The organism is Xanthomonas sp. MLO165, assembly GCF_018831305.1.
In the GTDB taxonomy this organism is placed as follows: Bacteria; Pseudomonadota; Gammaproteobacteria; order Xanthomonadales; family Xanthomonadaceae; genus Xanthomonas; species Xanthomonas arboricola.
The window spans coordinates 2,194,382-2,216,044 of sequence record NZ_CP029263.1; the positions used below are offsets into that span (position 1 = coordinate 2,194,382).

A 21,663-nucleotide genomic window follows, 5' to 3' on the forward strand; every position below is an offset into this window, starting at 1 on the left:
GAGGGAGTGCGGGAACGATCTGGCAATCATCAGCTGGCGACGCGCAAGGCCTCCGCGCGCGCGGCAGCGCGGCCGCTGCCGCGCTGCGCCGACGAGGCAGCGCTCACGCGGAAGCTGGATACCGCCTCGTCAAGCTGCTGCGCCTGCTGCTGCATGGCGTTGGCGGCGGCGGTGGCTTCTTCCACCAGCGCGGCGTTCTGCTGGGTGCTCTCGTCCATCTGGGTGACGGTGAGGTTGACCTGCTCGATGCCGGCCGATTGTTCCTGTGAGGCGGCGGAGATCTCGCTCATGATGTCGGTCACGCGCTGCACCGAGGACACGATGTCGGCCATGGTCTTGCCGGCCTGATCCACCAGCGCCGACCCCTGCGCCACCTTGCCGACCGAGTCGTCGATCAGGTGCTTGATCTCCTTGGCCGCGCCGGCCGAACGCTGTGCCAGCGTGCGTACTTCGCTGGCGACCACCGCAAAGCCGCGGCCCTGTTCGCCGGCACGCGCCGCTTCCACGGCGGCATTCAAGGCCAGGATGTTGGTCTGGAAGGCGATGCCGTCGATGACCGAGATGATCTCGGCGATCTTCCTGGACGAGGTCTGGATGCCGGACATGGTGTCCACCACCTGGCTGACCACCTGGCCGCCCTGCGAGGCCACCGAGGCGGCACCGATCGCCAGCTGGTTGGCCTGGCGCGCGTGCTCGGCGTTCTGCTTGACGGTGGCGGTGAGCTCCTCCATCGAGGCGGCGGTTTCTTCCAGGTTGGCGGCCTGCTGCTCGGTACGCTGCGACAAGTCGTTGTTGCCGGCGGCGATCTCGCCGGCCGACCCGGTGATGGCACCGGCGGCCTGCTGGATGCGCCCGACGATGCCGGCCAGCTGCGTGGCCGTGGTGTTGGCGTCATCGCGCATGCGTGCGAACACGCCGTGGAACTGACCATCCATGCGCGCGGTGAGGTCGCCTTCGGCCAGCGCGGCCAGCAGCTCGGACAGCTTGCCCAGGTTGCGGTCGCTGACTTCCATCATCGCGTTGAGGTCGTTGATCATGCGCGCCGAGTCGTGCCTGAAGCGCGTGGCATCGCCGCGCTGGCTGAAGTCGCCATTGGCTGCGGCCTGGGCCAGGCGCTTGATCTCGGTGTTGATCGCCAGCAGGCTGGCCTTGGCCGCATCCATCGCTTCGTGCAGCACCGCGCGCGTGCCCGGCAGGCGCGCGGCGTCGCGCGACAGGTCGCCTTGCGCGTACTCGTTGAGGATGCCGATCGCATCGATGATGGCGTCCAGGTGTTCGAAGATCATCGTATTGATGCCGCCGGCCAGTTCGCCGTAGACACCGGGGAAATCGGTGGGCATGCGGTGGCCGACGTCTTCGCCGGCGTGCATGTGCACCATCACCTTGGTCTGCGCGGAGAAGCGCTCCAGCGTGTGCACCATGTCGTCGGTGGCCTTGAGCATCTGTCCGATTTCATCGCTGCCGTGCTGTGCGGTGCGCACGCTCAGGTCGCCACGCGCCACGCCCTTGATGGCGGCGAGCGCACGCGAGACCGGCTCCAGGATCGAATTGCCGATCAGCCAGCCCACCAGCAGGTTGAGCAGCACCAGCACGCCGCCGGCCAGGGTGACGACGCCGGTGAAGGCCAGCGCCTGCGACTGGGTGTCGTCCAGATACACGCCGGTGCCGATCACCCAGCCCCACGGCTTGTACAGCGCGGCGTACGAGGTCTTCTGCACCGGCTCTTTTTCACCCGGCTTGGCCCAGGCGTAATCGACGTAGCCGCCGCCGGCCTGCGCCGCAGCGACGAAGGCCGGGAAAATCCGTTTGCCGTCCGGGCTCAGCACATCGTTGAGCGGCTTGCCGTTGAGATCCGGGCGGATGGGGTGCATCAGCATCACCGGCGTCTGGTCGGTGACGTAGATGTAATCCACGCCGCCACGTGCGCGCATGGTGGACAAGGTATGCAGCGCGGCTTTCTTGGCACTGTCCACATCCATCTCGCCCTTCTCGGCGCGCTCGGCGTAGCCATTGACCACCGCAATCGCCATCTCGATCTGGCTCTTGAGCCCGTCGCGGCGCGTATCGGTGAGATCCACGTATTGCATGCGGGCGGCGATCACTGCCAGCGCGATGATGCCCAGCGCCACCAGTGCGGTCTGCGCCAGAAACTTGCGCTTCAGCGGAACGTTGGCCAGCGTGTTTGCAATCGTGGTCTTGAAGGTCATGGCAGGTATCCAGCAAAGGAATGTGACCGGGATAAGTCGAATAGCGACCTGATCCCCAAAAGGTTGAGTGCCGCGCGATAGCCGGTCTGATGGCGGTTTTTCAGCGTGTTTGCGGCTGTAGCCGCACGCCGAGCGCGCCTGAGCCGGTTGCCGGCGCTGCGCGGCGGCAGCGCGCAACCGTGCGGGCAGGGCAGGCGGCATTGGGATCAGTCGGGGCAGGGCGCACGCTTACCTGCACGGCAGGCCGCGTGGTTTGGCGCAGCGGGCTGGCTAACCGGGAATGCTGCAACGCCGCTGCGACCGCTGAGGTCGCAGTGCGGACAATGCTCAGTTGCGTTGCGTGGTGCGCACGCTGGCGACCGATTGCTGCAGGGCCTGCAGTTCGGTCCACAGCACATGGCGCGTGTCGCCGGCATGGCCCAGCGACAGGGCCTGCGCGTATTGCAGGTCGCCCTCGTGCAGGGCGCGGTTGGCCTGCCGATGCTGCGCCAGGTAGTGGCCCAACTGCTGCTGCACCAGCGCAAACTGTCGCGCCTGCTCGCCCTGCGGCGCGCTGGCCTGGAAGTAGCCCGCATGTCGTGCAATGCGTTGACGCAGCTGACCCAGGCGCTCGTCGTAGGCCTCGATGCGGGCGGGATCGTGCGCGGCGGCAAGCTGCGCCCGCTGGTCGTCGCGCAATTGCACCAGGTCGATGGCGAGCGACTGCAACGCGCTCATCGGGATGTTGTCCAGCAGGACCGAAACCGGCGCGGCCGGCGCTGCGAAGGAGGGCGGTAACCAGACGCTGGCAGCCAGCAGCGCGACGGCGAACACCGAGCCCAGCATGTGGCGGGCAGAGCGGGGTGAGTTGACGGTAGGCATGCGGACTTCCTTGGACGTGGCGCGGGCCAGGCAGCCCCCATTGCTCCTGGTATCGGCCGTCGAAGCTTGTGCTTGATCATCTTTCGACCAACGGCAGCATTGCCAGGCGATCGCAGGGATGGTGTGGTGCGTCTGTGAGTCGCTGCCGGATGGCAAGACGCCCCGACAGGATCGGGGCGTTACGGGTGCCGATGTAGAGGTGCCAGACCCGACAGCGCGGTTGCCTGTTCCCGCGCACGAGAGTGGCGTGCAGCCCCTGGGGAGGGGACGAAGGCAGCCTCGTTTGGCTTAAACCACGGCCAGATGCCGCGGGGCGGATTGGCGGCTTGCCGGCGACAGCGCAGCATGCGGCTGGATCTTGAAGATCGCCACCGCATCGGACAGCTGGCCAGCCTGTGCTTCCATCGTACGCGCAGCGGCGGTGGCTTCCTCCACCAATGCCGCGTTCTGCTGGGTGGCCTCGTCCATCTGGGTCACGGTCAGGTTGACCTGTTCGATGCCGGCCGACTGCTCCTGCGAGGCGGCGGAGATTTCGCCCATGATGTCGGTCACGCGCTGCACCGAAGACACGATGTCGGCCATGGTCTTGCCGGCCTGATCCACCAAGGCCGAGCCCTGCGCCACCTTGCCGACCGAATCGTCGATCAATTGCTTGATCTCCTTGGCCGCACCGGCCGAGCGCTGCGCCAGCGTGCGTACTTCCGAGGCGACCACGGCGAACCCGCGCCCCTGTTCGCCGGCACGCGCCGCCTCCACTGCGGCGTTCAAGGCCAGGATATTGGTCTGGAAGGCGATACCGTCGATGACGCTGATGATGTCGGCGATCTTCTTGGAAGACACCTCGATCCCGGACATGGTGGTGACCACCTGTGCGACCACGCTGCCGCCTTGCGAGGCCACTGCGGCGGCGCCGATCGCCAGCTGGTTGGCCTGGCGCGCATGCTCGGCGTTCTGCCGCACGGTGGAGGTGAGCTCTTCCATCGAGGCGGCGGTTTCTTCCAGGTTGGCTGCCTGCTGCTCGGTGCGCTGCGACAGGTCCTGGTTGCCGGCGGCGATGTCGCTGGCGGCCGAATTGATCGAGCCGGCGGCCTGCTGGATGCGCCCGACGATGCTGGCCAGTTGCTCGGTGGTGGCGTTGGCATCGTCGCGCATCTGCGCGAAGACGCCGTTGAACTGGCCGTGCATGCGTGCGGTCAGGTCGCCGGCGGCAATCGCCTGCAACAGCGTCGACAGGGAGCGCAGGTTGGCATCGGCGGTGGCCATCAGCTGATTGAGGCTGTCCACCATCGCGTGGAAATCGTACTGGAAACGCTGCGCATCGCCGCGCACGCTGAAGTCGCCGTTGGCAGCGGCCTGTGCGAGCAGCCTGATCTCGCTGTTCATCGCCGACAGGTTGTGCTTGACCGTATCCATGGTCTGACTGAGCACGGCTTTTTCGCCGGGCAGGCGGTCCATGTCCTGGCTCAGATCGCCGACTGCATAGCGCGACATGATCTGCGCCAGCTTCATCTTCACCGCGATATGCGAGCCGACCAGAGTATTGGTGTCGTGCACCATGGTGCCGTAATCGCCCGGAAATGCGCTTTGATCCATGCGGTAGCTGATCTCGCCGGCCTCGTGGCGTTGCGCCATTTCCGATTGCGCCGCCAACACTGCCTGCAGTTGTCGCTGCATGTCCTGCATGCTGCGCAGCAGCTGGCCCGCTTCGTCGCGGCTGTCGACATGGATGGCGTTATCCAGCTTGCCTTGGGCGATGGCGCCGGCCACCCGCGTGGCGCGACCGAGCGGCCCGGCGATGCTGCGGGCGATGAACCAGCCTGCGGACGCGGCCAGCAGCACCGCCAGCGTCATCGCTGCGAGCATGATGCGCACCGAGGTTTGATACGCCGCTTCGGCCATGGCGATTTCGGCATTCATCTGCGCGGTATTGAACTTGGTCAGCTCCACCAGCTTGGCGAACAGATCCCGACGTGCGGGGCGCGACTGCTCGTCGGACACGGTGTTGGCGGTGACCAGGTCGCCGGCACGCACGGCTGCGCCAAGCGCCGCGTTGGCCTTGTAGTAGTCGGCGAGCTTCTGCTTGACCGCCTCGTACAGCTCGGCCTCCTTGCCCGGCTGCGTGGTCCTGGCATACGCAGTCTGCGCGATCTCGACCTCGCTGCGGGCCTTGTCCATGCGCTCGAAGTAGTTCTGCACCGCCTTCGGATCGTCTGCGTGCGCAAGTTGCGCGAGCTCGTAGGTGCGGAATTCGCCAAGCAGCGCGCGCATTTCGCTGAGCTGTTGCACCGCCGGTGCCCAGGTATAGCCGATCTCGCGCAGCAGATGCGCACTGGATTGCATGCGTGTCAGCGCGAATACGCCAAGGCTGAGCGTGATCAGGACGGTAATGGAAAAGGCAACGGCGAGCTTGCGGGCAACGGCGAGATTGCGGAACCAGTTCATCGAAGTCATCTCGTGCGTACAGAGATCAATGGGCAGCGTTGGCGTCTGCAAGCGGGCAGACGCGCCAGGACGGTCGCTGAGTTGGACATGGCCGCGGGCCAGGACACCCCGCGGGTCGTGCCATGCCGCGCGGGTTCGGCGCTGCCGGCGGGCCCCAGACCGCCGGAAACATCACACCATGGTGTTGGATGTGTTGCAGGTGTTACAGGTGTTGCGATGCGGCGTCCGTGCCGCGGTTGTTGTACTGACTCAGGCGGCCTGCGGCACGCGCAGCGAGCGCACCAGCCCACCGATGTCCACGATCAGCGAGACCCGTCCATCGCCCAGGATGGTGGCGCCGGACACGCCCGGGATGCGGCGGTAGTTGTTCTCGATGTTCTTGACCACCACCTGTTGCTGGCCGAGCAGTTCGTCCACTTCCAGCGCGATCTTCTGGCCATCGCCTTCGACCACCACCACCAGCGGTTCCTGCGAGGACTGCTGCCCGCCGAAGCCGTAGTAATCGGTGAGCGACAGGATCGGCAGGTACTCGCCGCGCACCCGCAGCACCCGGCCGTCGCCGGCCATCGAGCGGATGTCTTCCGGTGCCGGCTGCAGGGCCTCGAGCACATAGGCCAGCGGCAGGATCAGGGTTTCGCCGGCCACCGACACGGTCATGCCGTCGAGGATGGCCAGGGTCAGCGGCAGACGGATCAGCACGCGGGTACCGCTGCCGGCGTTGCTTTCCAGCTGCACTTCGCCACCCAGGCCCTGGATGTTGCGGCGGACCACGTCCATGCCCACGCCACGGCCGGACAGGTCGGTGACGGCATCGGCGGTGGAGAAGCCCGGTGCGAAGATCAGGTCCCACACCTGCGCATCGGTCGGGTTGTCCGGCACGGCGATACCGCGTTCGGCCGCCTTTTCCAGAATTTTGGCGCGATTGAGGCCACGGCCGTCGTCGCTGACTTCGATCACGATATGACCACCCTGATGCGAGGCCGCCAAGGTGATCGTGCCGGTCTCGTCCTTGCCGGAGGCGCGACGCGCATCGGGCATTTCCAGACCGTGGTCGATCGAGTTGCGCACCAGGTGCACCAACGGATCGGCAATCTTTTCGATCAGGCCCTTGTCCAGTTCGGTGCCTTCGCCGATGGTGCGCAGGCGCACCTGCTTGCCGAGGCGGCTGGAGAGGTCGCGGACCAGGCGCGGGAAGCGGCGGAACACCGCATCCACCGGCAGCATGCGCACGCCGATGACCGCTTCCTGCAGATCGCGGGTATTGCGTTCGAGCAGATCCAGGCCGGCGAACAGCTGTTCGGCGTGCGCCGGATCCAGGCCGGTGGAGACCTGCTTGAGCATGGCCTGGGTGATGACCAGTTCGCCGACCAGATTGATCAACGCATCGACCTTGTCGACGCTGACGCGGATCGAGGTTTCCGCTTCGGCAGCGGCGGCCTTGGCCGGCGTGGCAGCAGCAGCGGCGGCAGGTTCGGCAGCAGCGGCGGGCGCCGCAGCGACGGCGACGGGCGCCGCGACAGCGGCTTCGACGGCCAGGCTCGGCGGCGGGCCGGGCACCGCCATCGGGCGGATGTCCAGCTCGCAATCGTCCACCACCCAGGCGAAGGTGTCTTCGATCTTGCTGCGCGGAATCTTGCCGATCAGGCCCAGATCCCAGGCCAGGTAGGCTTCCAGCGGGTCGATGTTCTCAAAGCCCGGCATGCGCTCCAGGCGTGCGGCAATCTGCAGCGGGCCCAGGTGCTCGAGCTCGCGGATGATGCGCAGCGGGTCGTTGCCGCTCATGAACAGCGACGGCGCCGGGGTGAATCCGATATGCCAGGCTTCGGGTTCTTCTTCCTTCGGCTTGGCGACCGCCGCAGCGGCCGGCGCTTCGCCGGCCAGCACGGCGTTCAACCGGGTATGCACGGCCTTGACCGCGGCCGGGTCGGCCGGGGTGCCGTGTTCGGCTTCGCGCAGCAGGGCGCGCAGCACGTCGACCGAGCCGAGCATGGCGTCGACCGCATTGGGTTCGAGCTGGCGCTTGTTGGAGCGCAGCTCGTCCAGCAGCGTCTCCAGCACGTGGGTCAGGCCGGCGACGGCTTCGAAACCGAAGGTGGCCGCGCCGCCCTTGATCGAGTGCGCGGCGCGGAACACCGAGTTGATGATTTCCGGGTCGCGGTTGCCCTCTTCAAGGGACAACAGCCCGGCCTCCATCGCGTCCAGCCCTTCGCGGCTTTCCTCGAAAAAGGTGGCGTGGAAACGTTGCAGGTCCATGCTCATGGGCGTGAGATCCGATGGTGAAGCGAGTAAGGATTAACCCAGAACTTTCTGGACGGTGGCGATCAGCTGTTCCGGATTGAACGGCTTGACCAGCCAGCCGGTGGCACCGGCGGCCTTGCCTTCGGACTTCTTGTCGGCCGCCGACTCGGTGGTGAGCATCAGCATCGGGGTGAACTTGTAGTCCGGCAGCTGGCGCAGCTCGCGGATCAGCGAGATGCCGTCCATGTTGGGCATGTTCACGTCGGTCACCACCGCATTGAAGCGTTGGCCCTTCGCGCGGCCCAGCGCAACGGCGCCGTCCTCGGCTTCTTCGACGGCAAAGCCGGCAGAGGTGAGGGCGAAAGAGACCATCTGGCGCATTGACGCCGAATCGTCCACCACCAAGATACGTGCGCTCATGCGGCGTTCTCCACAGATTTCAGGTTGTCATTGGATGCGGAAAGTCCGAGCGCGTCGGTGACGCCGAGCAGACGGGCCGCATCTCTAAAAGTGTCGTTGCAGCCATCGAATTCGGTATGCAAGCCCGCCTGGCGGCGGCTCTGCACAAAGGCGCAGAGCAACTGCACGCTGGCGGTATGGATGCGCCGGACGTCGCCGGCATTGAGCACCAGGTCGCCGTCCTGGGTCAGGAACGCGGCAAGCTTCTGCTTGAGGTCGGCGCTGGTCTCGATGCCGAGATCCTCACCCAATGTCACTGTGCTCATTGTTGCTCCGAACGGATGGTTCTATGCGTACTAACGGCGGGGGGCGGGAAAGCTTTAACGCTGAATCGTTGCGCGTGCAGGTGCGCGTCAGCTGCGCGCTGGATCAATGCAGCAGATGGCTGGCATCGAGCAGGATCATCGGCTGATGGCCCAGCCGCGCGACGCCGCGGAACAGGTTGTTGGAAATGCGGCACAGGCGGGCGTTGTCCGGCGGCTCGATCTGCTGATCGGTCAGGCTGGTCACATCCTCCACCGCCGACACGCGCAGGCCCATGGTTTCGCCATTTTCTTCCAGCACCACCACACGCGTCTGCAGATCCATGTCGATCGGTGCCGAGCCCAGATGCATGCCCAGGTCGATCACCGGCACCACCTGGCCACGCAGGTTCATGATGCCGAGCATTGCGCTGGCGGTGCCGCGCAGCGGCAGCAGCGGCACCGGCAGCACCACTTCCTGCACCTTGAGCAATTCCAGCGCGTAGGTCTGCTCGCCGCAGCGCAGGCGCAGCCAGCGCGTACTGCGTTCGCTGGCGCGCCGCTCGGCCTGGATGTGCTCGGCCTGGCCGGGCGCCAGCAGCGCCTGCAGGCCTTGCGGATAGATCGGCGACGGTGGTGCGCGGTGCGGTGCCTGCATCGGTGCCGGCGCAGGCCGCGCCGGTGCCGGCGGGGCGGGTGCGGCATCGGCGAAGGCCGGGTCGGCATCCATCTCCGACAACAGATCGGCCGCCAGCAGGTCCGCGCCGGAGGCAGCGGTGGCAAACGCCGGGTCGGCGTCCATTTCGGCCATCAGGTCGGCGGTGCTCATGAACGGGCTGGGTGCAGCGGCGGCAAAGGCCGGGTCGGCATCCATTTCGGCGAGGAAATCGGCAGCGATATCCGCGGCGCTGGGCGCGGCAACCACCGGCGGCCCGAAGGCCGGGTCGGCATCCATTTCGGCCAGGAAGTCTGCAGCGATATCCGCGGCGCTGGGTGCAGCGACCACCGGCGGCCCGAAGGCCGGGTCGGCATCCATTTCGGCCAGGAAGTCTGCAGCGATGTCCGCGGCGCTGGGCGCGGCAGCCACCGGCGGCCCGAAGGCCGGGTCGGCATCCATTTCGGCGAGGAAATCGGCAGCGATATCCGCGGCGCTGGGCACAGCAGCCACCGGCGCCCCGAAGGCCGGGTCGGCATCCATTTCTGCGAGGAAGTCTGCAGCGATTGCATCGGCGCTCGCCACCGCGGCAACCGCGTGGGCGGTAGCCGCTTCCGACACGGCGGCGGCTTCGGGAGCCGTGGCAGCCTGCACCGGCGGCTCGGCCAGCGCGAGGTCTGGGTCCGCAGGCGCCGGAGCCTCGCTGGCAGCAGGGGCGGCAGCGGTGGCAGCGGGGATCTCGACGCCGGCATCGTGCAACAGGCCTTCCAGATAGTCGTCCAGCTCACCGTTGGCGGTGTGGTTGCTCATGCAGCTTGCTCCATACGCATCGCGTCATCGGCCAGCACCCATTCCAGCGCGCGGCGATAGGCGGACAGGCCGCGGCCCTGGTAGTCGCCGCCGGTGGCGGGGACAGTCAGCGCGGCGGCATTGCAGATTCGGGTATCCACCGGCACCGCGTCTTCCCAGACGACGGCGCCGTAGGTGTCCTGCATCTCCTTGAGTGTCTCGGTGCCGGCGCGGGTGCGCCGGTCGAACAGGGTCGGCAGGATCGACACCGGCAGCGCGCGGCGACGCGAGCGCTGCACCATGTCGGCAGTCCGCACCATGCTGGCCAGGCCATGCAGCGCCAGCGGCTCGGCCTGGGTGGGCACCACCACGCGGTCGCAGGCGGCCAGGGCGTTGATCATCAGCAGGCCGAGCGTGGGCGGGCAGTCGAGCAGGATGTAGTCGTGCTGGCCGGCATGCCGGGTCATCGCGTTCTGCAGCGCCAGGCCCAGGCCGGGCTGGTTGGCGCTGCGGCGTTCCAGCGTGGCCAGTGCGGCTTGTGCGCACACGTAGGACAGGCCGGGGATGGCGCTTTCATGGGCCAGGCTGGCCAGGTCGCTCGGCGGGGTGCCGAACAGGTCCAGTACACCGCGCGGCGGCGGGTCGATCGCCACACCGAACGCGCGGGTGAGGGAGGAGTGCGGATCGAGGTCGATCAACAATACCCGGTGGCCGAGCGCGGCCAGGCCGCGACCCAATGCCAGCGTCGTGGTGGTCTTGCCGACGCCGCCCTTTTGGTTGGCGATTGCCCAGATACGCATCTCACTGCACTCCTTGAATTACGGCGGGGACGGAACTTGTGCCGCTTTCGGTGGTGACGGCCGTTTGGCCGCCGTCAGACTTGGGAAGCTTGGGCGCCCCGGCGGCGGTCGCATGCATCTGCGATGGCGGATCGGGTGCGAGTGAGCCAGCCGAGTCAGCGAGGATGATCAACACCACACGCCGGTTCGCATTCCGTCCCGCCTCAGTGCTGTTATCGGCACGTGCGCGGAATTCTCCATAGCCCACCATCGCCAATCGTTGCGGGGCGACGCCGTCGTCGGCAAACAGGTGCACCACGCTGGCGGCGCGCGCGGCCGACAGCTCCCAGTTGGAGGGGAACTGTGCGGTGGCGATCGGCTGGTTGTCGGTATACCCCTCCACGCGCACGCCATTGGGCGCATCGCGCAGCACCGCGGCCAGCGCCGACAGGGTGCCGCGGGCGCTGCCTGCCAGCGAGGCCGAGCCGGTGCCGAACAGGATGTCGCTGTTGATCTCCACCTCGATCCACAGGTCGTTGCGGCGGATGGTGATGAGTTTCTGCTCGATCAGCGGCGCCAGCGTCTTGCTCAGCTGCTGGGCCACCGCGTCCATCTGCCGCTGCGCGCGCGCCAGCTGCGCCTGGTTACGCAGCGACACCGGCATGCGCATCTGCGCGGCCATCGACGGCAGCAGGGTGGGGTCGGTCGGCCCGCTGGAGGCGGCCATCGGCGCGCCGGCCTTGATCACCGAGGGGCGGTCGTAATCGGCGCCCAGGGTCTGGGTCTTGCCGATCTGCACCGGGCTGGCGGCAGTGGACGAGCCGCCGAAAGCGGTGGTCAGCGCCTGCGCCATGACCTTGTACTTGCCCTCGTTGAGCGAGGAGATTGCGTACATCACCACGAAGAACGCCAGCAGCAGCGTCATCAGGTCGGCATACGGAATCGCCCACGCTTCGTGGTTGCCATGGTCTTCGTGATGTTTGCGACGGCGGGCCATGACGGGACTAATGCAAGTATCCGGCCAATTTCGACTCGATGTTGCGCGGGTTCTCGCCCTGGGCGATCGCGATCAGGCCTTCGATCGCCATTTCGCGCTCGTTGGTGCTGCAGTGGATGACGCTCTTGAGCTTGGCGGCGACCGGCAGGAACAGCAGATTGGCCGAGGCGATGCCGTAGATGGTGGCGGTGAACGCCGCGGCGATGCCATGGCCGAGCATGGCCGGGTCGGCCAGGTTCTTCATCACCGCCATCAGCCCCAGCACCGCGCCGATGATGCCCAGCGTGGGCGCATAGATGCCCATGCCTTCGAACACCTTGGCCGCGGCAAGATCCTGACGCTCCTGGTTGTCCATTTCGATCTCGAGCATGTGCCGCATGGATTCGGGCTCCACGCCATCGACCAGCATCTGCAGGCCCTTGCGCAGGAACGCATCGTCCTGGCGCGGGAGCTGGTCTTCCAGGCCCAGCAGGCCCTGGCGGCGGGCGATGTTGCTCCATTCGACGATACGCGCGACCAGCTGCGGGCGATCGCTGGCCGGCGGCTGGATCACCCAGCGCAGGATCTTGAAGGCGCGCCGGAAAACCGCCGGCGAGGTGTGCAGCAGGATCGCCGCCACGGTGCCGACGATCACGATCACGAAGGCAGCCGGCGACCACAGCGACGAAATGCCGGCGCCTTTCAACACGCTGCCGCCCACGATCGCCACGATCGCGAGCACCAGTCCGATGATGCTGAGTCTGTCCATGGAAGCGATATCGGCGCGAGCCCGGCGGACTTGATAGACGCACTCGGTCGATGCGCCAGAAAGTTGTCGTTTTGCGGCATGGGCCGCTTCCACGCTGGCGGCGATGCAGGGTTGACAGGTCATCGGCGCATGCGCTTTCCGACCAAGGCGTGTCATCGATGCCGCAGGAGGCCCCGCCGCCCTTGCGCGTGTACGCAGGCAACAAGCGCGCGCATGTTCGGTGTGGCGATCGCGTTGGCGATGGCCGCCAAGCGGCGTGTGGCAGGCGATGCCCTCACGTCGATCCAGTCTGTTGCTGAGCTCGGTTTCAAACAAGGTGTGTGCTGGCGCGTCGGCAAACCGCTTGCGTCCGGTTGCGGGCAAGGGTGTGTTGCTTGCAGCGATCACCCTGCTGCAGCCGGCAACGCGGCAGGCCGTGCCATGCCGCGTGCAAGCGTGGCGGGCCGGCCGGCCATCGTGGATGCCCTGCAATGCCGCGGGCCTGTTGCGGGGCAGAATGCGCTGCCGCATGGGCTGTGCTACTTAGCTTTCCACGGTATTAGAACGATCTAATTGCATCTGCGTGGAAGCGGACGCAAGAGGAGGGGGGGCGCAACGGCGCCGGATATTTTTGTGTCACTTCGCGCAGCGTTCTTGGCGGATCGTTGGATCGACAGGAATCGGCCGAAGCCAATCACTATTGGGAGAGCATGATCGAAATGAACTGCATGCCATTCGCACGCAACCGCAGCACGCTGTCCGCCGGTATCGCCATCGTCTTGTTCGCGAGCGCCGCCTCTACCACCGCTGCCGCCCAGCAGGCCGACGCCACGCCGGCGCCCACCGGCCAGGCCGAGGTGCAGGCCACGGACCTGGATGCGGTGACGGTGACCGGCTACCGCTACGCGATCGAAAAAAGTCTGGAGCAGAAGCGCAACGCCAACGCCGTGGTCGATGTGATCACCGCCGAGGACGTGGGCAAGTTCCCCGACAAGAACGTGGCCGATGCGCTGCAGCGCGTGCCCGGCGTGGTCATCAGCCGCGACGGCGGCGAAGGCAAGAACGTCAGTGTGCGCGGCCTGTCCTCGGAGCTGGTGCTGACCGAATTGAACGGCAACTACATCGCCACCGCCGAATCCAACGGCGACCCGACGCGCTCGTTCAACTACACGCTGCTGCCATCGAACCTGCTGGGCAGCGCGGAGCTGTACAAGACCCCGGAAGCACGCATCGACGAAGGCGGCATCGGCGGCACGGTGATCCTGCAGACGCGGCGCCCGCTGGAACTGGAGCCACATTCCGGCTTCGTCTCGGCCGAGGGCACCTGGTCGGATACCAGCAAGAAGACCGACGGCCAGTTCTCCGGTTCGTACTCGTGGCACGACAAGGACAACCGCTTCGGTGTCTTCGTGGGCTACACGCAGCAGAAGCGCACCGCTCGCACGCTCAATGCCAGTACCGAGAGCTGGCAGTGGTACGGCCGCGACGAAGTCGGCCCGGCGGTCGACGTGAATGGAAATCCGTCGGACTTCAACGCCAACTGGTGGGGCGGTACCGGTTTCTGGGACCAGAACAGCAATTACTACACCGGTTTCATGATGCCGACGGCGGTCAGCCTGGACGCCAAACGCGAGGAGCGCGAGCGCAAGGGTGGGCAACTGACCTTGCAGTTCAAGCCGACCGACGACCTGACGCTGACCGCGAACTACTTCCGCTTCGACCTGTCGCAGGACTCGCAGACCAATACCATCAAGATTCCGGAGTGGAACATTGCCCGCTATAACGGCGACGGCAACTGGCGCGGCGGCCGTCTGCTCGACGGGCTGCAGTTCGATCCCAGCGGCACCATCGTCACCGGCGCCGCCTACAGCCTGCGTCCGGGCAAGACCTATTATTGCAGCGAGGCGCAGGCCGCCGCGGCCGGCCTGCCGCCGGGCGGCTGGGGCTCGGACGATTGCACCGTGCCGACGCCGCAGATCACCGGCAGCTACAACATCGAGAAATCGCAGTCGCAGACGGTGGACCTGGGCGGCGAATGGCGTGGCGAGCAGGTGGACGTGGCGTTCAAGGTCGGCCGCACCTGGGCCAAGGGCGGGCCGGAGCTGCAGTTCTCCCTGCCGATCAAGCCGCGCCTGCAGAACGCCGACGGCAGCTGGAGCAATGGCAACTTCGCCAGCGCCTGGGACCTGACCGGCACGCCGTCCATGACATTCTCGCCGCAGCTGATGCAGAACCTGCGCGACGGCATCCTGCAGGTCGACCTGGGCTCGACCGGCTCGTCCTGGACCCGTAACACCAATCAGCAGCAGTACGCGCAGATCGATACCACCTGGCATTTCGATGGCGAGGTCGTCGACTCGCTGCAGTTCGGCCTCAAGCGTCGCGACGGCGGCATCCACCGCAGTACCGGCAACAACTACTGGGTGTGCCCGGGCACCGATCCGGGCGACTACGACAACCGCTACTGGAACGGGCGCTGCAATGCCATCGCCACCCAGTTCTCGCCGGGCCTGCTGTTCGCGCAGGACAACCTGGCCGGTGGCGTCAACGCCAGCGCGTTCCCGGCGATCAACTTCCCGGGCTACATCGGCTACTTGAACCAGACCTACGGCGCGATGCAGACCCGCAGCGAAGACAACTTCGTCTACAACGTCGACGAGGAGATCTATTCCACGTACCTGCAACTCAACTTCCACACCGAGCGGCTGCGTGGCAACGTCGGCGTGCGGGTGGCGCGCACCGGCCAGCGTGCCGATTCCACCGACAAGGTGACCGCCTACAACGACTACTTCTTCGATGGCGCCGACGGCAATCCGCTGGCCTGCCAGCAGGGCGCCGCCATGCCCGGCGGCGCCCCGGCCGACACCTATTGCGGGACCGAAGGCTACTGGCGTTTGTCCGACAGCGTGCAACGCACCGAATCGTTCGTGGTCAGCGGGCTGGACCGCAACTACACCGACGTGCTGCCGAGTTTCAACCTGGCCTACGACCTGACCGAGAACCTGCTGCTGCGTGCGGCAGCCGCAAAGGTGATCGCACGTCCCAGCTACAACGACATCGCCGCGCCCGGCAGCCTGGAGTTTTACAGTCCCGAGTACGTGGCCGACCGGCGCCTGACCGGCGGTGCCAGCGAGCAGGGCTGGTACGGCTCGGGCAGCAACAAGAACCTGGAGCCGTACAAGGCCAACCAGTTCGACCTGGGGCTGGAATGGTATTTCCAGCCGGGCTCGGTGGCAGGTGTGGGACTGTTCCGCAAGAACGTGGAGAACTTTGCGGTCGACGTGATCAGCGACGTGAACATGATGGTCGACGGGCAACCGGTCACCGTGCAGAACTACAGCACCCAGGCCGGCGGCCAGGATGCGGTCTCGCAGGGTGTGGAGCTCTACGCGCAGCACACGCTGCCATTCGGTCTTGGTGTGCAGTTCAACTACACCTACAACGATGCCAGCAAGGCGGCGGTGCGGCTGGAGGACGGCACCGAGGCCGGCAAGACCTCCATGCCGGGCAGCGCCAGGAACCAGACCAACCTCACCGTGTTCTACGAGACCGACAGCCTGCTGCTGCGCGCCTCGTACAACCGTCGCGGCGAGCTGGTGCAAGGCCTGGTCAACGGGCTGAACGTCTTTGAGGAGCCGTACTACCAGGTCGATCTGAACGCGGCGTACAACATCACCCCGGCGCTCAGCCTCACCGCCTCGGTGCTGAACCTGACCAAGCAGGAGTCACGCTCGCACCTGGGCGAGGACACCCGCGCCCGCTTCTACACCGGCGGCTACGCAGGCCGGCTGGCGTACCTCGGGCTGACCTACAAGTTCTAGCGCCAACGTGTCGCGCCCATGCCTGCCGCGTGGCGGTATGGGCGCGATGGTTCGCTGACGGCCGGACTGCAGTGTTCGCTGTCCGCGACGACATTGTCGCGTGTGCGCGGTCGTTCACCGCAGGATCTCATCGCATGAGGTCTTTGCTGGTGCGAATGCTCTCCCTGTCCCCGGTGCCGTCGCTGGCCACGCCGACGCTGGCTGCCGCACCGCGGTCAAACCGTCGCGCGATGCGGCGGTCTAGTCGGGCCTTGCTGAAAAGAAGTGGACCTGGGCCCGTTATTTCGACCCGTTATTTCGACACCACGGGCGACGACGCAGCGCCATTTCGTCGGCGATCGGGGTGATTCATCGGCGGCTTCTGTGGCTTGGTCGCAAACGGATTGCCACGCCCCCGCGCGGATGGCAACTTGCAGCGGCGATCACGTCGACCTGGAGCCCCGCATGACCCCCGTTGCCCTGTATTCGCCCGATCCAGCCCGCGGCTGGCTGCCCTGGGCCTGGGTAACGCCGATCCTGATGATCCTGTTCAACGCGGCACCAGCGATCGCGCTGGACGGGTGGATGCAGTCGCAGCATTGGTCGACGCCGCACGGCGATCCGATCGGCCTCGCTGGCTTGTATGCGCTGTTGTGGATCGGCTTCGCGCCGACGCTGGCGGCCGTGCTCGTCTGGGTACGCTTCGTCGAAGGGCGCTCGCTGGCCAGTATCGGGCTGACCGGTCCGGCGCCGCTGAAAACCTTCCTTCGCGGACTGGCCGTTGGATTGGGCACGATCGCGCTGGTCGTAGTTGCGATCTGGATGGCTGGCGGCATGCAGGCGGCGGGCTTGGGGCAGGCTTGGCGGTCGCCCGTCAGTCTGCTGCACATCAGTCTGCTGCTATTGAGTTTCATGTTCCAGGCGAGCGTGGAGGAAGTCATCTTCCGCGGCTGGATGCTGTCGGTGGTCGCGCGCAAGACCAATGTCGCGGTGGCAGTGCTGCTGGTGTCGCTCGTTTTCTGCTTCCTGCATTTCAGTCCGCACCAGCCGCCCCGGGTCATGCTCGGCACGTTCCTGTTCTCGCTGTTCGCCTGCGCCTGGGCGCTGCGGACCGGCAATATCTGGGGCGTGATGGGCTGGCACGCGGGGTGGAACTGGTTGCTCGCGACCGGCTTCGAACTGCCCGTCACCGGCATCGATGCGCACTTGCCGGCGCTGCTGGTGGCGCTACGCCCGCAAGGCCTCGACGCTCTGACCGGTGGCGCGCAAGGGCCGGAAGGCAGTTACCTGTGCAGCGTCTTCTTCGTCGCCGCGATCGCGTGGATCCAGTGGCGAAAGACGTGCGGAGCTCAGAACTTCTCGCCGACCAGCAGGTAACGCCACTGCCCGGGCGGCATCGCCCCGTCCGGGCCCTTGCCGATCGGATGCTGGTTCGCGCCGTACCGGCGACGACCACGCAATGGAGCGTCTGCTAGCGCTCGGTGGGCCGATCGACGCTCCGCTACGGGGCTTCTCGGTAGGGTAGGGGGACTGCTATCCAATACCAGAATTAGGGATGTTTATCGGGGGTAGGGCAGCTCCCGACCCTAAGCGGTCACTCAAAAGAACGGGCTCAGATTCACTCAAGGAAGTCGACCTGACCCTAAGGTTTCAGAACTACGGCACCCAGGCCGGCGGCCAGGACGCGGTCTCGCAAGGTGTGGAGCTCTACGCGCAGCACACGCTGCCGTTCGGTCTTGGTGTGCAGTTCAACGACACCTACAACGATGCCAGCAAGGCGGCGGTGCGGCTGGAGGATGGCACCGAGGTCGGCAAGACCTCCATGCCGGGCAGCGCCAGGAACCAGACCAACCTCACCGTGTTCTACGAGACCGATAGCCTGCTGCTGCGCGCCTCGTACAACCGTCGCGGCGAGCTGGTGCAAGGCCTGGTCAACGGGTTGAACGTCTACGAGGAGCCGTACTATCAGGTCGATCTGAACGCGGCGTACAACATCACCCCGGCGCTCAGCCTCACCGCCTCGATGCTGAACCTGACCAAGCACGAGTCCCGCTCGCACCTGGGCGAGGACACCTGCGCCCGCTTCTATACCGGCGGCTACGCAGGCCGGCTGGCGTACCTGGGGCTGACCTACAAGTTCTAGGCGCCAACGTGTCGCGCCCATGCCTTCCGCGTAGCGGAAGGCATGGGCGCGATGGTTTGGCGAATGCAGTGCTGCATTCGCCGTCCGCGACGGCACCGTTGCGTGCGCGCGGTCGTTCACCACAGAATCTAGTCGCGTGACGTCTTTGCTGCTGCAAACGCTGGCACTGTCCCTGTTGTTGGCTATGGCGTAGTCTCGCAACCTTCTCCAACCGAACTGGTCGGCGATGCTGCGTTTGACTCAGAGTTCGCTGAAGGAAGTGAACCTGGAACTGTTATTTCAGAACCGTTATTTCCACCCCAAGGATTGTCCCGGGTTGTGGACCTCAATAGTTCTGGGCATTAGTTCGTCCACTTTGTTTTCTGGAGCCTCCCTCAAACGCCAGTGCTTCACTGAGCAATGTGAGAGGCCCCCGAATGACCTCTGCAACGGCGTGGAAGTCCTCCTTCAATAGAGCGCCGTGGCTTTTTTCGAATGGAACAACCGCAAAGCTGGAAATGTCGAGGTCAGCCGGGAGGGTCTCGATTGCCAGGACCACTTGATGGCTTGCGCTGGCCGCACGTTCGGCGACTTCGATCATCTTCCGTAGATTCTTCTCGTCCTGGCCGGACTGTTGCGGGGTATCCATGACAAACGGGAACAAGGGGCAATCCCCATACTCGGCGTTTGTGCTCAACAGCCCGAGGTGGACGGCGAGCATGGAGCGTGGGGCAGAACTTCCCCCAGCCTCAGCACGATCCCCGGGCACAACCTTGGAGACTTGCTCATCGCTTGGAACATTGAGTGTTTGTGAGAACGTGGCAACGGCGTTGGAGAAGTATTCCTGGACAGTCTTGATGCGGTGTTTATCGAGGAACTGTTTAGCGCAGGCTTTTAGCTCCCGCTCTTGAGCCTCAAGGTCTGTCAGGTTGACCTGAATTTCCATTGATACGCGGCGAAAAGCCTCATCTAAGGTGCGTCGACTTTGCGCGGCGAGAAGTTCGCCAAGTGCGAGGTCCGCCTTGCGCTCATGCGCCGTGCGATCAAAATCGGCGATGGTCCTTGCGATCTCAGAAAGCTGTGATCGGATGCTTTCCTCTTCCGTCCTAAGCTCGTCTGAGCGGACTTGGAGCTCCGCGACAAGAGCAGCCATCGTGTCCGCATCTTGCGATAGCGTGAGTCGCGCATGGAATGAGTTTTCATGCTGGACGCCACAAGTGGGGCACTCGATAGGACCGGGCGGGAGGTCGGATAGATAGACGATGTCTGAGTTCAATTCTTTGTGGGCTGCTCCAGCTAGTTGCAGTTCTGCCCGCATCTGTTCACGCGCGCCCATCACGGTGAGAAGCTTCGCGCGCGTCTTTACCTGGAGGTTGTAGGCGTTAGTTGCTTTCCTACCCAGCTCTGCCAGTTCGTCTCGGAAAGCCTGCGGGTCTAGAGTCGGTACGTCTTCCGGGAGAATCTCCTCCACGCGCCGGAAGGCTGCGGTTTGAGCATCCAACTCCCTGCGCTTCTCGTTTAAGACGATAGATAGCTCGTCTTGCTTCTGCTTCGCTTCGAAGTATGCATTGGGCTTGAGCCCGATGAAAGATTCGAACGCGGGCTTCTTCCAGGCTTTGAATTGGCCGAGGTTTTCATACGTGTCCCAACTCGCGCCCCAACTGCCGTCCTGGTCCATATAGAACGGGAGGGTAAGGTAGTCCATCCCTGCTTGATCGAAGCGGTCGCCCTTGGGGCGGGGAAGCTGGAGGCGGTAGCCAAATATCCGGGCTATATGTCGATTCCACTCGCTCATCTTCTGAGCGCCAAAAAGCAGCCGCCCATCGAGGAACAACCCCAAGCGGTTCCCCTGACGCAATACAAAATAATCCTTACCATCAAACGAGAACTCAAGCGCCCCGATGGTTTCAGTGTCCCAATTGCCGACGTTGCGCTTGGGTGGATTGCAGCCAAAGACCCAGAACAGGTTCTTAGTGATTCTCGATTTCCCCGTCCCGTTCGAGCCGAGAAGGAGAGTCTGCTGGGACAAATCCAGCTTCCGAGCGCTTGCGTCTCGCTGCGATATCAGAAATAGCGTCTTGAAGGTGACTTTCCGGCTCATGCTTGAGCCTCAGATTTCGGATGAGCCGCAATATGGAGTACGTCGATTTCGATTCCATCGTTTAGCACCAATAAGGCAACCGCATTTATGTATCCAGGCTTGAGCCCGGCAAATACGGAAGCGTTTGCGGAGAGGCCTGCTTGCACCAAATTGTCCATGAGCTCCCCCAGTTTGGCTCCAACCGCCGCAGTCATAACTTCGTTAACTTGCGTCGCAAGGATTGAGACGCACTGCTTTAGCTGATTGTTTGTTCGGTCCACGGCATGGGCGAGCACAGTCACGCGCTCGGCTTGGATCGACTTGACTGCTTGGAATGGGTGCGTTTCGACGTGAAGTCGAGCAATGGCTCCATCCAGGACTTCGCCGATTTGAGGCTTTGCTCCGGCAACGCTGGCGAGAGCCTGAACGGCCTCGCTTCGGGAGAGAAGCCTCTTCTTTAGCTCGGCGAAGTTCGACGCGTAGCCGATATTCGATGCTTTGGATTGCAATATAGATGCCAGGACGCGCGCCGCGACGTTCGGCTGTTTCAAATCGAACGGAAGCTTCCCGCTCTCACTGAGTTCCGCAAGCTTTCCGGCAAGGAAGACGTGCTGCTGCCCAAGTGGTAGATCGCTACGATGAATTACGAAGTTGCTCAGGTCCAGGTCTGCCGCTGCAATGCCTAGCTGCTTTCCAAGGTGCTCTCGAAGCTCGTCCTGCTGGCTCGTCGCTAAGTCGGACAATTGACACTGATTGACAAAAACATTGTCTGCCTCTTCGAGCGAGACCTTCACTCCAACATTCGAGACAAACCGAAGCTTTGTGGGGTGGCCCGAAAAATCACTCCTGCGTTTGTAGAGCTTCGCTAGAGGCGACGCATCTCGCGTCTTGTCCTTGCGTTTTCGGCCTTCCGTCCGGAGGTCTTTTAGCTTCCACCCTCCTGTTTGCTCATTCTTCTTTATCTGGCAGAACTCGACAGCTGTGGGCGAGTCGGCAGAGTCCAGAAGCGTCACGTCTTCTTTGACTTCCATGCCAACTGCAAAGTCTTCTTCGCTTGCGAGCAATTCTGCTACCGCCAAAGCTCCCCACCATTGTTGGTAGGTAAATCCGAGAGTGGCGTTTGCGCCGGTCTTCTCGTCGGTCGGCTTGTCCCGAAGCAGCAGCTCAAGAGCATCCGGCTTGTGCTCTTGGTCACTTAACAGGTCCGTCATGCGTTTTCCCTCGCTCCCCCTACTCGAAGAGTAGCGCATTACAGGACGAAGTTG

13 protein-coding genes and 2 pseudogenes are annotated in these 21,663 nt (G+C 64.7%); 3 read left to right on the forward strand and 12 right to left on the reverse strand.

Annotated features, from left to right (window positions below; all coding sequences use genetic code 11):
* Positions 1 to 29: 29 nt before the first annotated feature.
* The 10 genes and pseudogenes from DGN21_RS09455 to DGN21_RS09500 all read right to left on the reverse strand — a co-directional run bounded on the left by DGN21_RS09455 (position 30) and on the right by DGN21_RS09500 (position 12,417).
* A complete protein-coding gene (locus DGN21_RS09455; RefSeq protein ID WP_215825209.1) occupies positions 30 to 2,207 on the reverse strand; it encodes a methyl-accepting chemotaxis protein in 2,178 nt (725 codons plus the stop codon).
* A gap of 327 nt (positions 2,208 to 2,534) precedes the next feature.
* On the reverse strand, positions 2,535 to 3,068 hold the full coding sequence (locus DGN21_RS09460; RefSeq protein WP_046342506.1) for a hypothetical protein: 534 nt from the start codon (positions 3,066 to 3,068) through the stop codon (positions 2,535 to 2,537).
* 309 nt (positions 3,069 to 3,377) lie between these two features.
* Positions 3,378 to 5,510 (reverse strand): annotated as a pseudogene (locus tag DGN21_RS09465) (methyl-accepting chemotaxis protein); the annotation flags it as partial.
* Between the two features lie 249 nt (positions 5,511 to 5,759).
* Entirely contained in the window at positions 5,760 to 7,769 is a 2,010-nt protein-coding gene (locus DGN21_RS09470) for a chemotaxis protein CheA (protein ID WP_102257017.1), read from the reverse strand.
* A 33-nt stretch (positions 7,770 to 7,802) separates the two neighbouring features.
* The gene (locus DGN21_RS09475) at positions 7,803 to 8,168 is read right to left on the reverse strand and encodes a response regulator (RefSeq protein ID WP_002806565.1); all 366 of its coding nucleotides are present in this window, start codon (positions 8,166 to 8,168) and stop codon (positions 7,803 to 7,805) included.
* Entirely contained in the window at positions 8,165 to 8,473 is a 309-nt protein-coding gene (locus DGN21_RS09480) for an STAS domain-containing protein (RefSeq protein WP_024937684.1), read from the reverse strand. The genes DGN21_RS09475 and DGN21_RS09480 overlap by 4 nt, the downstream gene beginning before the upstream one ends.
* A 103-nt stretch (positions 8,474 to 8,576) precedes the next feature.
* Positions 8,577 to 9,914: a chemotaxis protein CheW gene (locus DGN21_RS09485; protein ID WP_215825210.1), complete on the reverse strand. Its 1,338-nt coding sequence runs from the start codon at positions 9,912 to 9,914 to the stop codon at positions 8,577 to 8,579.
* Positions 9,911 to 10,693, reverse strand: coding sequence for a ParA family protein (locus DGN21_RS09490; protein WP_024937682.1), 783 nt, complete (start codon positions 10,691 to 10,693; stop codon positions 9,911 to 9,913). The genes DGN21_RS09485 and DGN21_RS09490 overlap by 4 nt, the downstream gene beginning before the upstream one ends.
* Before the next feature lies 1 nt (position 10,694).
* Positions 10,695 to 11,669, reverse strand: coding sequence for a flagellar motor protein MotD (gene motD, locus DGN21_RS09495; RefSeq protein ID WP_039515497.1), 975 nt, complete (start codon positions 11,667 to 11,669; stop codon positions 10,695 to 10,697).
* Between the two features lie 7 nt (positions 11,670 to 11,676).
* Entirely contained in the window at positions 11,677 to 12,417 is a 741-nt protein-coding gene (locus DGN21_RS09500) for a flagellar motor protein (RefSeq protein WP_024937680.1), read from the reverse strand.
* A 644-nt stretch (positions 12,418 to 13,061) separates the two neighbouring features.
* Between DGN21_RS09500 and DGN21_RS09505 the strand changes: the two genes are divergently transcribed.
* From DGN21_RS09505 to DGN21_RS09515, 3 genes and pseudogenes are all read left to right on the forward strand, one after another.
* Positions 13,062 to 16,217, forward strand: coding sequence for a TonB-dependent receptor (locus tag DGN21_RS09505; RefSeq protein ID WP_215825211.1), 3,156 nt, complete (start codon positions 13,062 to 13,064; stop codon positions 16,215 to 16,217).
* Positions 16,218 to 16,661: 444 nt separating this feature from the next.
* Complete coding sequence (locus DGN21_RS09510; RefSeq protein ID WP_215825212.1) at positions 16,662 to 17,573, forward strand: type II CAAX endopeptidase family protein; 912 nt, start codon at positions 16,662 to 16,664, stop codon at positions 17,571 to 17,573.
* Positions 17,574 to 17,847: 274 nt separating this feature from the next.
* Positions 17,848 to 18,339, forward strand: a pseudogene (locus DGN21_RS09515) (TonB-dependent receptor); the annotation flags it as partial.
* A 325-nt stretch (positions 18,340 to 18,664) separates the two neighbouring features.
* Here the strand turns inward: DGN21_RS09515 and DGN21_RS09520 are convergent.
* Together DGN21_RS09520 and DGN21_RS09525 are read right to left on the reverse strand one after the other, a co-directional pair.
* Positions 18,665 to 20,419, reverse strand: coding sequence for a hypothetical protein (locus DGN21_RS09520; protein WP_184578766.1), 1,755 nt, complete (start codon positions 20,417 to 20,419; stop codon positions 18,665 to 18,667).
* Complete coding sequence (locus DGN21_RS09525) at positions 20,416 to 21,609, reverse strand: dsDNA nuclease domain-containing protein (RefSeq protein WP_184578761.1); 1,194 nt, start codon at positions 21,607 to 21,609, stop codon at positions 20,416 to 20,418. The genes DGN21_RS09520 and DGN21_RS09525 overlap by 4 nt, the downstream gene beginning before the upstream one ends.
* Positions 21,610 to 21,663: the final 54 nt, after the last annotated feature.

Excerpts from the sequence above, each read along its gene's own strand:
- DGN21_RS09455 (WP_215825209.1), bottom strand. The coding sequence starts at position 2,207 with ATGACCTTCAAGACCACGATTGCAAACACGCTGGCCAACGTTCCGCTG.
- DGN21_RS09460 (WP_046342506.1), bottom strand. The coding sequence starts at position 3,068 with ATGCCTACCGTCAACTCACCCCGCTCTGCCCGCCACATGCTGGGCTCG.
- DGN21_RS09470 (WP_102257017.1), bottom strand. The coding sequence starts at position 7,769 with ATGAGCATGGACCTGCAACGTTTCCACGCCACCTTTTTCGAGGAAAGC.
- DGN21_RS09475 (WP_002806565.1), bottom strand. The coding sequence starts at position 8,168 with ATGAGCGCACGTATCTTGGTGGTGGACGATTCGGCGTCAATGCGCCAG.
- DGN21_RS09480 (WP_024937684.1), bottom strand. The coding sequence starts at position 8,473 with ATGAGCACAGTGACATTGGGTGAGGATCTCGGCATCGAGACCAGCGCC.
- DGN21_RS09485 (WP_215825210.1), bottom strand. The coding sequence starts at position 9,914 with ATGAGCAACCACACCGCCAACGGTGAGCTGGACGACTATCTGGAAGGC.
- DGN21_RS09490 (WP_024937682.1), bottom strand. The coding sequence starts at position 10,693 with ATGCGTATCTGGGCAATCGCCAACCAAAAGGGCGGCGTCGGCAAGACC.
- motD (WP_039515497.1), bottom strand. The coding sequence starts at position 11,669 with ATGGCCCGCCGTCGCAAACATCACGAAGACCATGGCAACCACGAAGCG.
- DGN21_RS09500 (WP_024937680.1), bottom strand. The coding sequence starts at position 12,417 with ATGGACAGACTCAGCATCATCGGACTGGTGCTCGCGATCGTGGCGATC.
- DGN21_RS09510 (WP_215825212.1), top strand. The coding sequence starts at position 16,662 with ATGACCCCCGTTGCCCTGTATTCGCCCGATCCAGCCCGCGGCTGGCTG.
- DGN21_RS09520 (WP_184578766.1), bottom strand. The coding sequence starts at position 20,419 with ATGAGCCGGAAAGTCACCTTCAAGACGCTATTTCTGATATCGCAGCGA.
- DGN21_RS09525 (WP_184578761.1), bottom strand. The coding sequence starts at position 21,609 with ATGACGGACCTGTTAAGTGACCAAGAGCACAAGCCGGATGCTCTTGAG.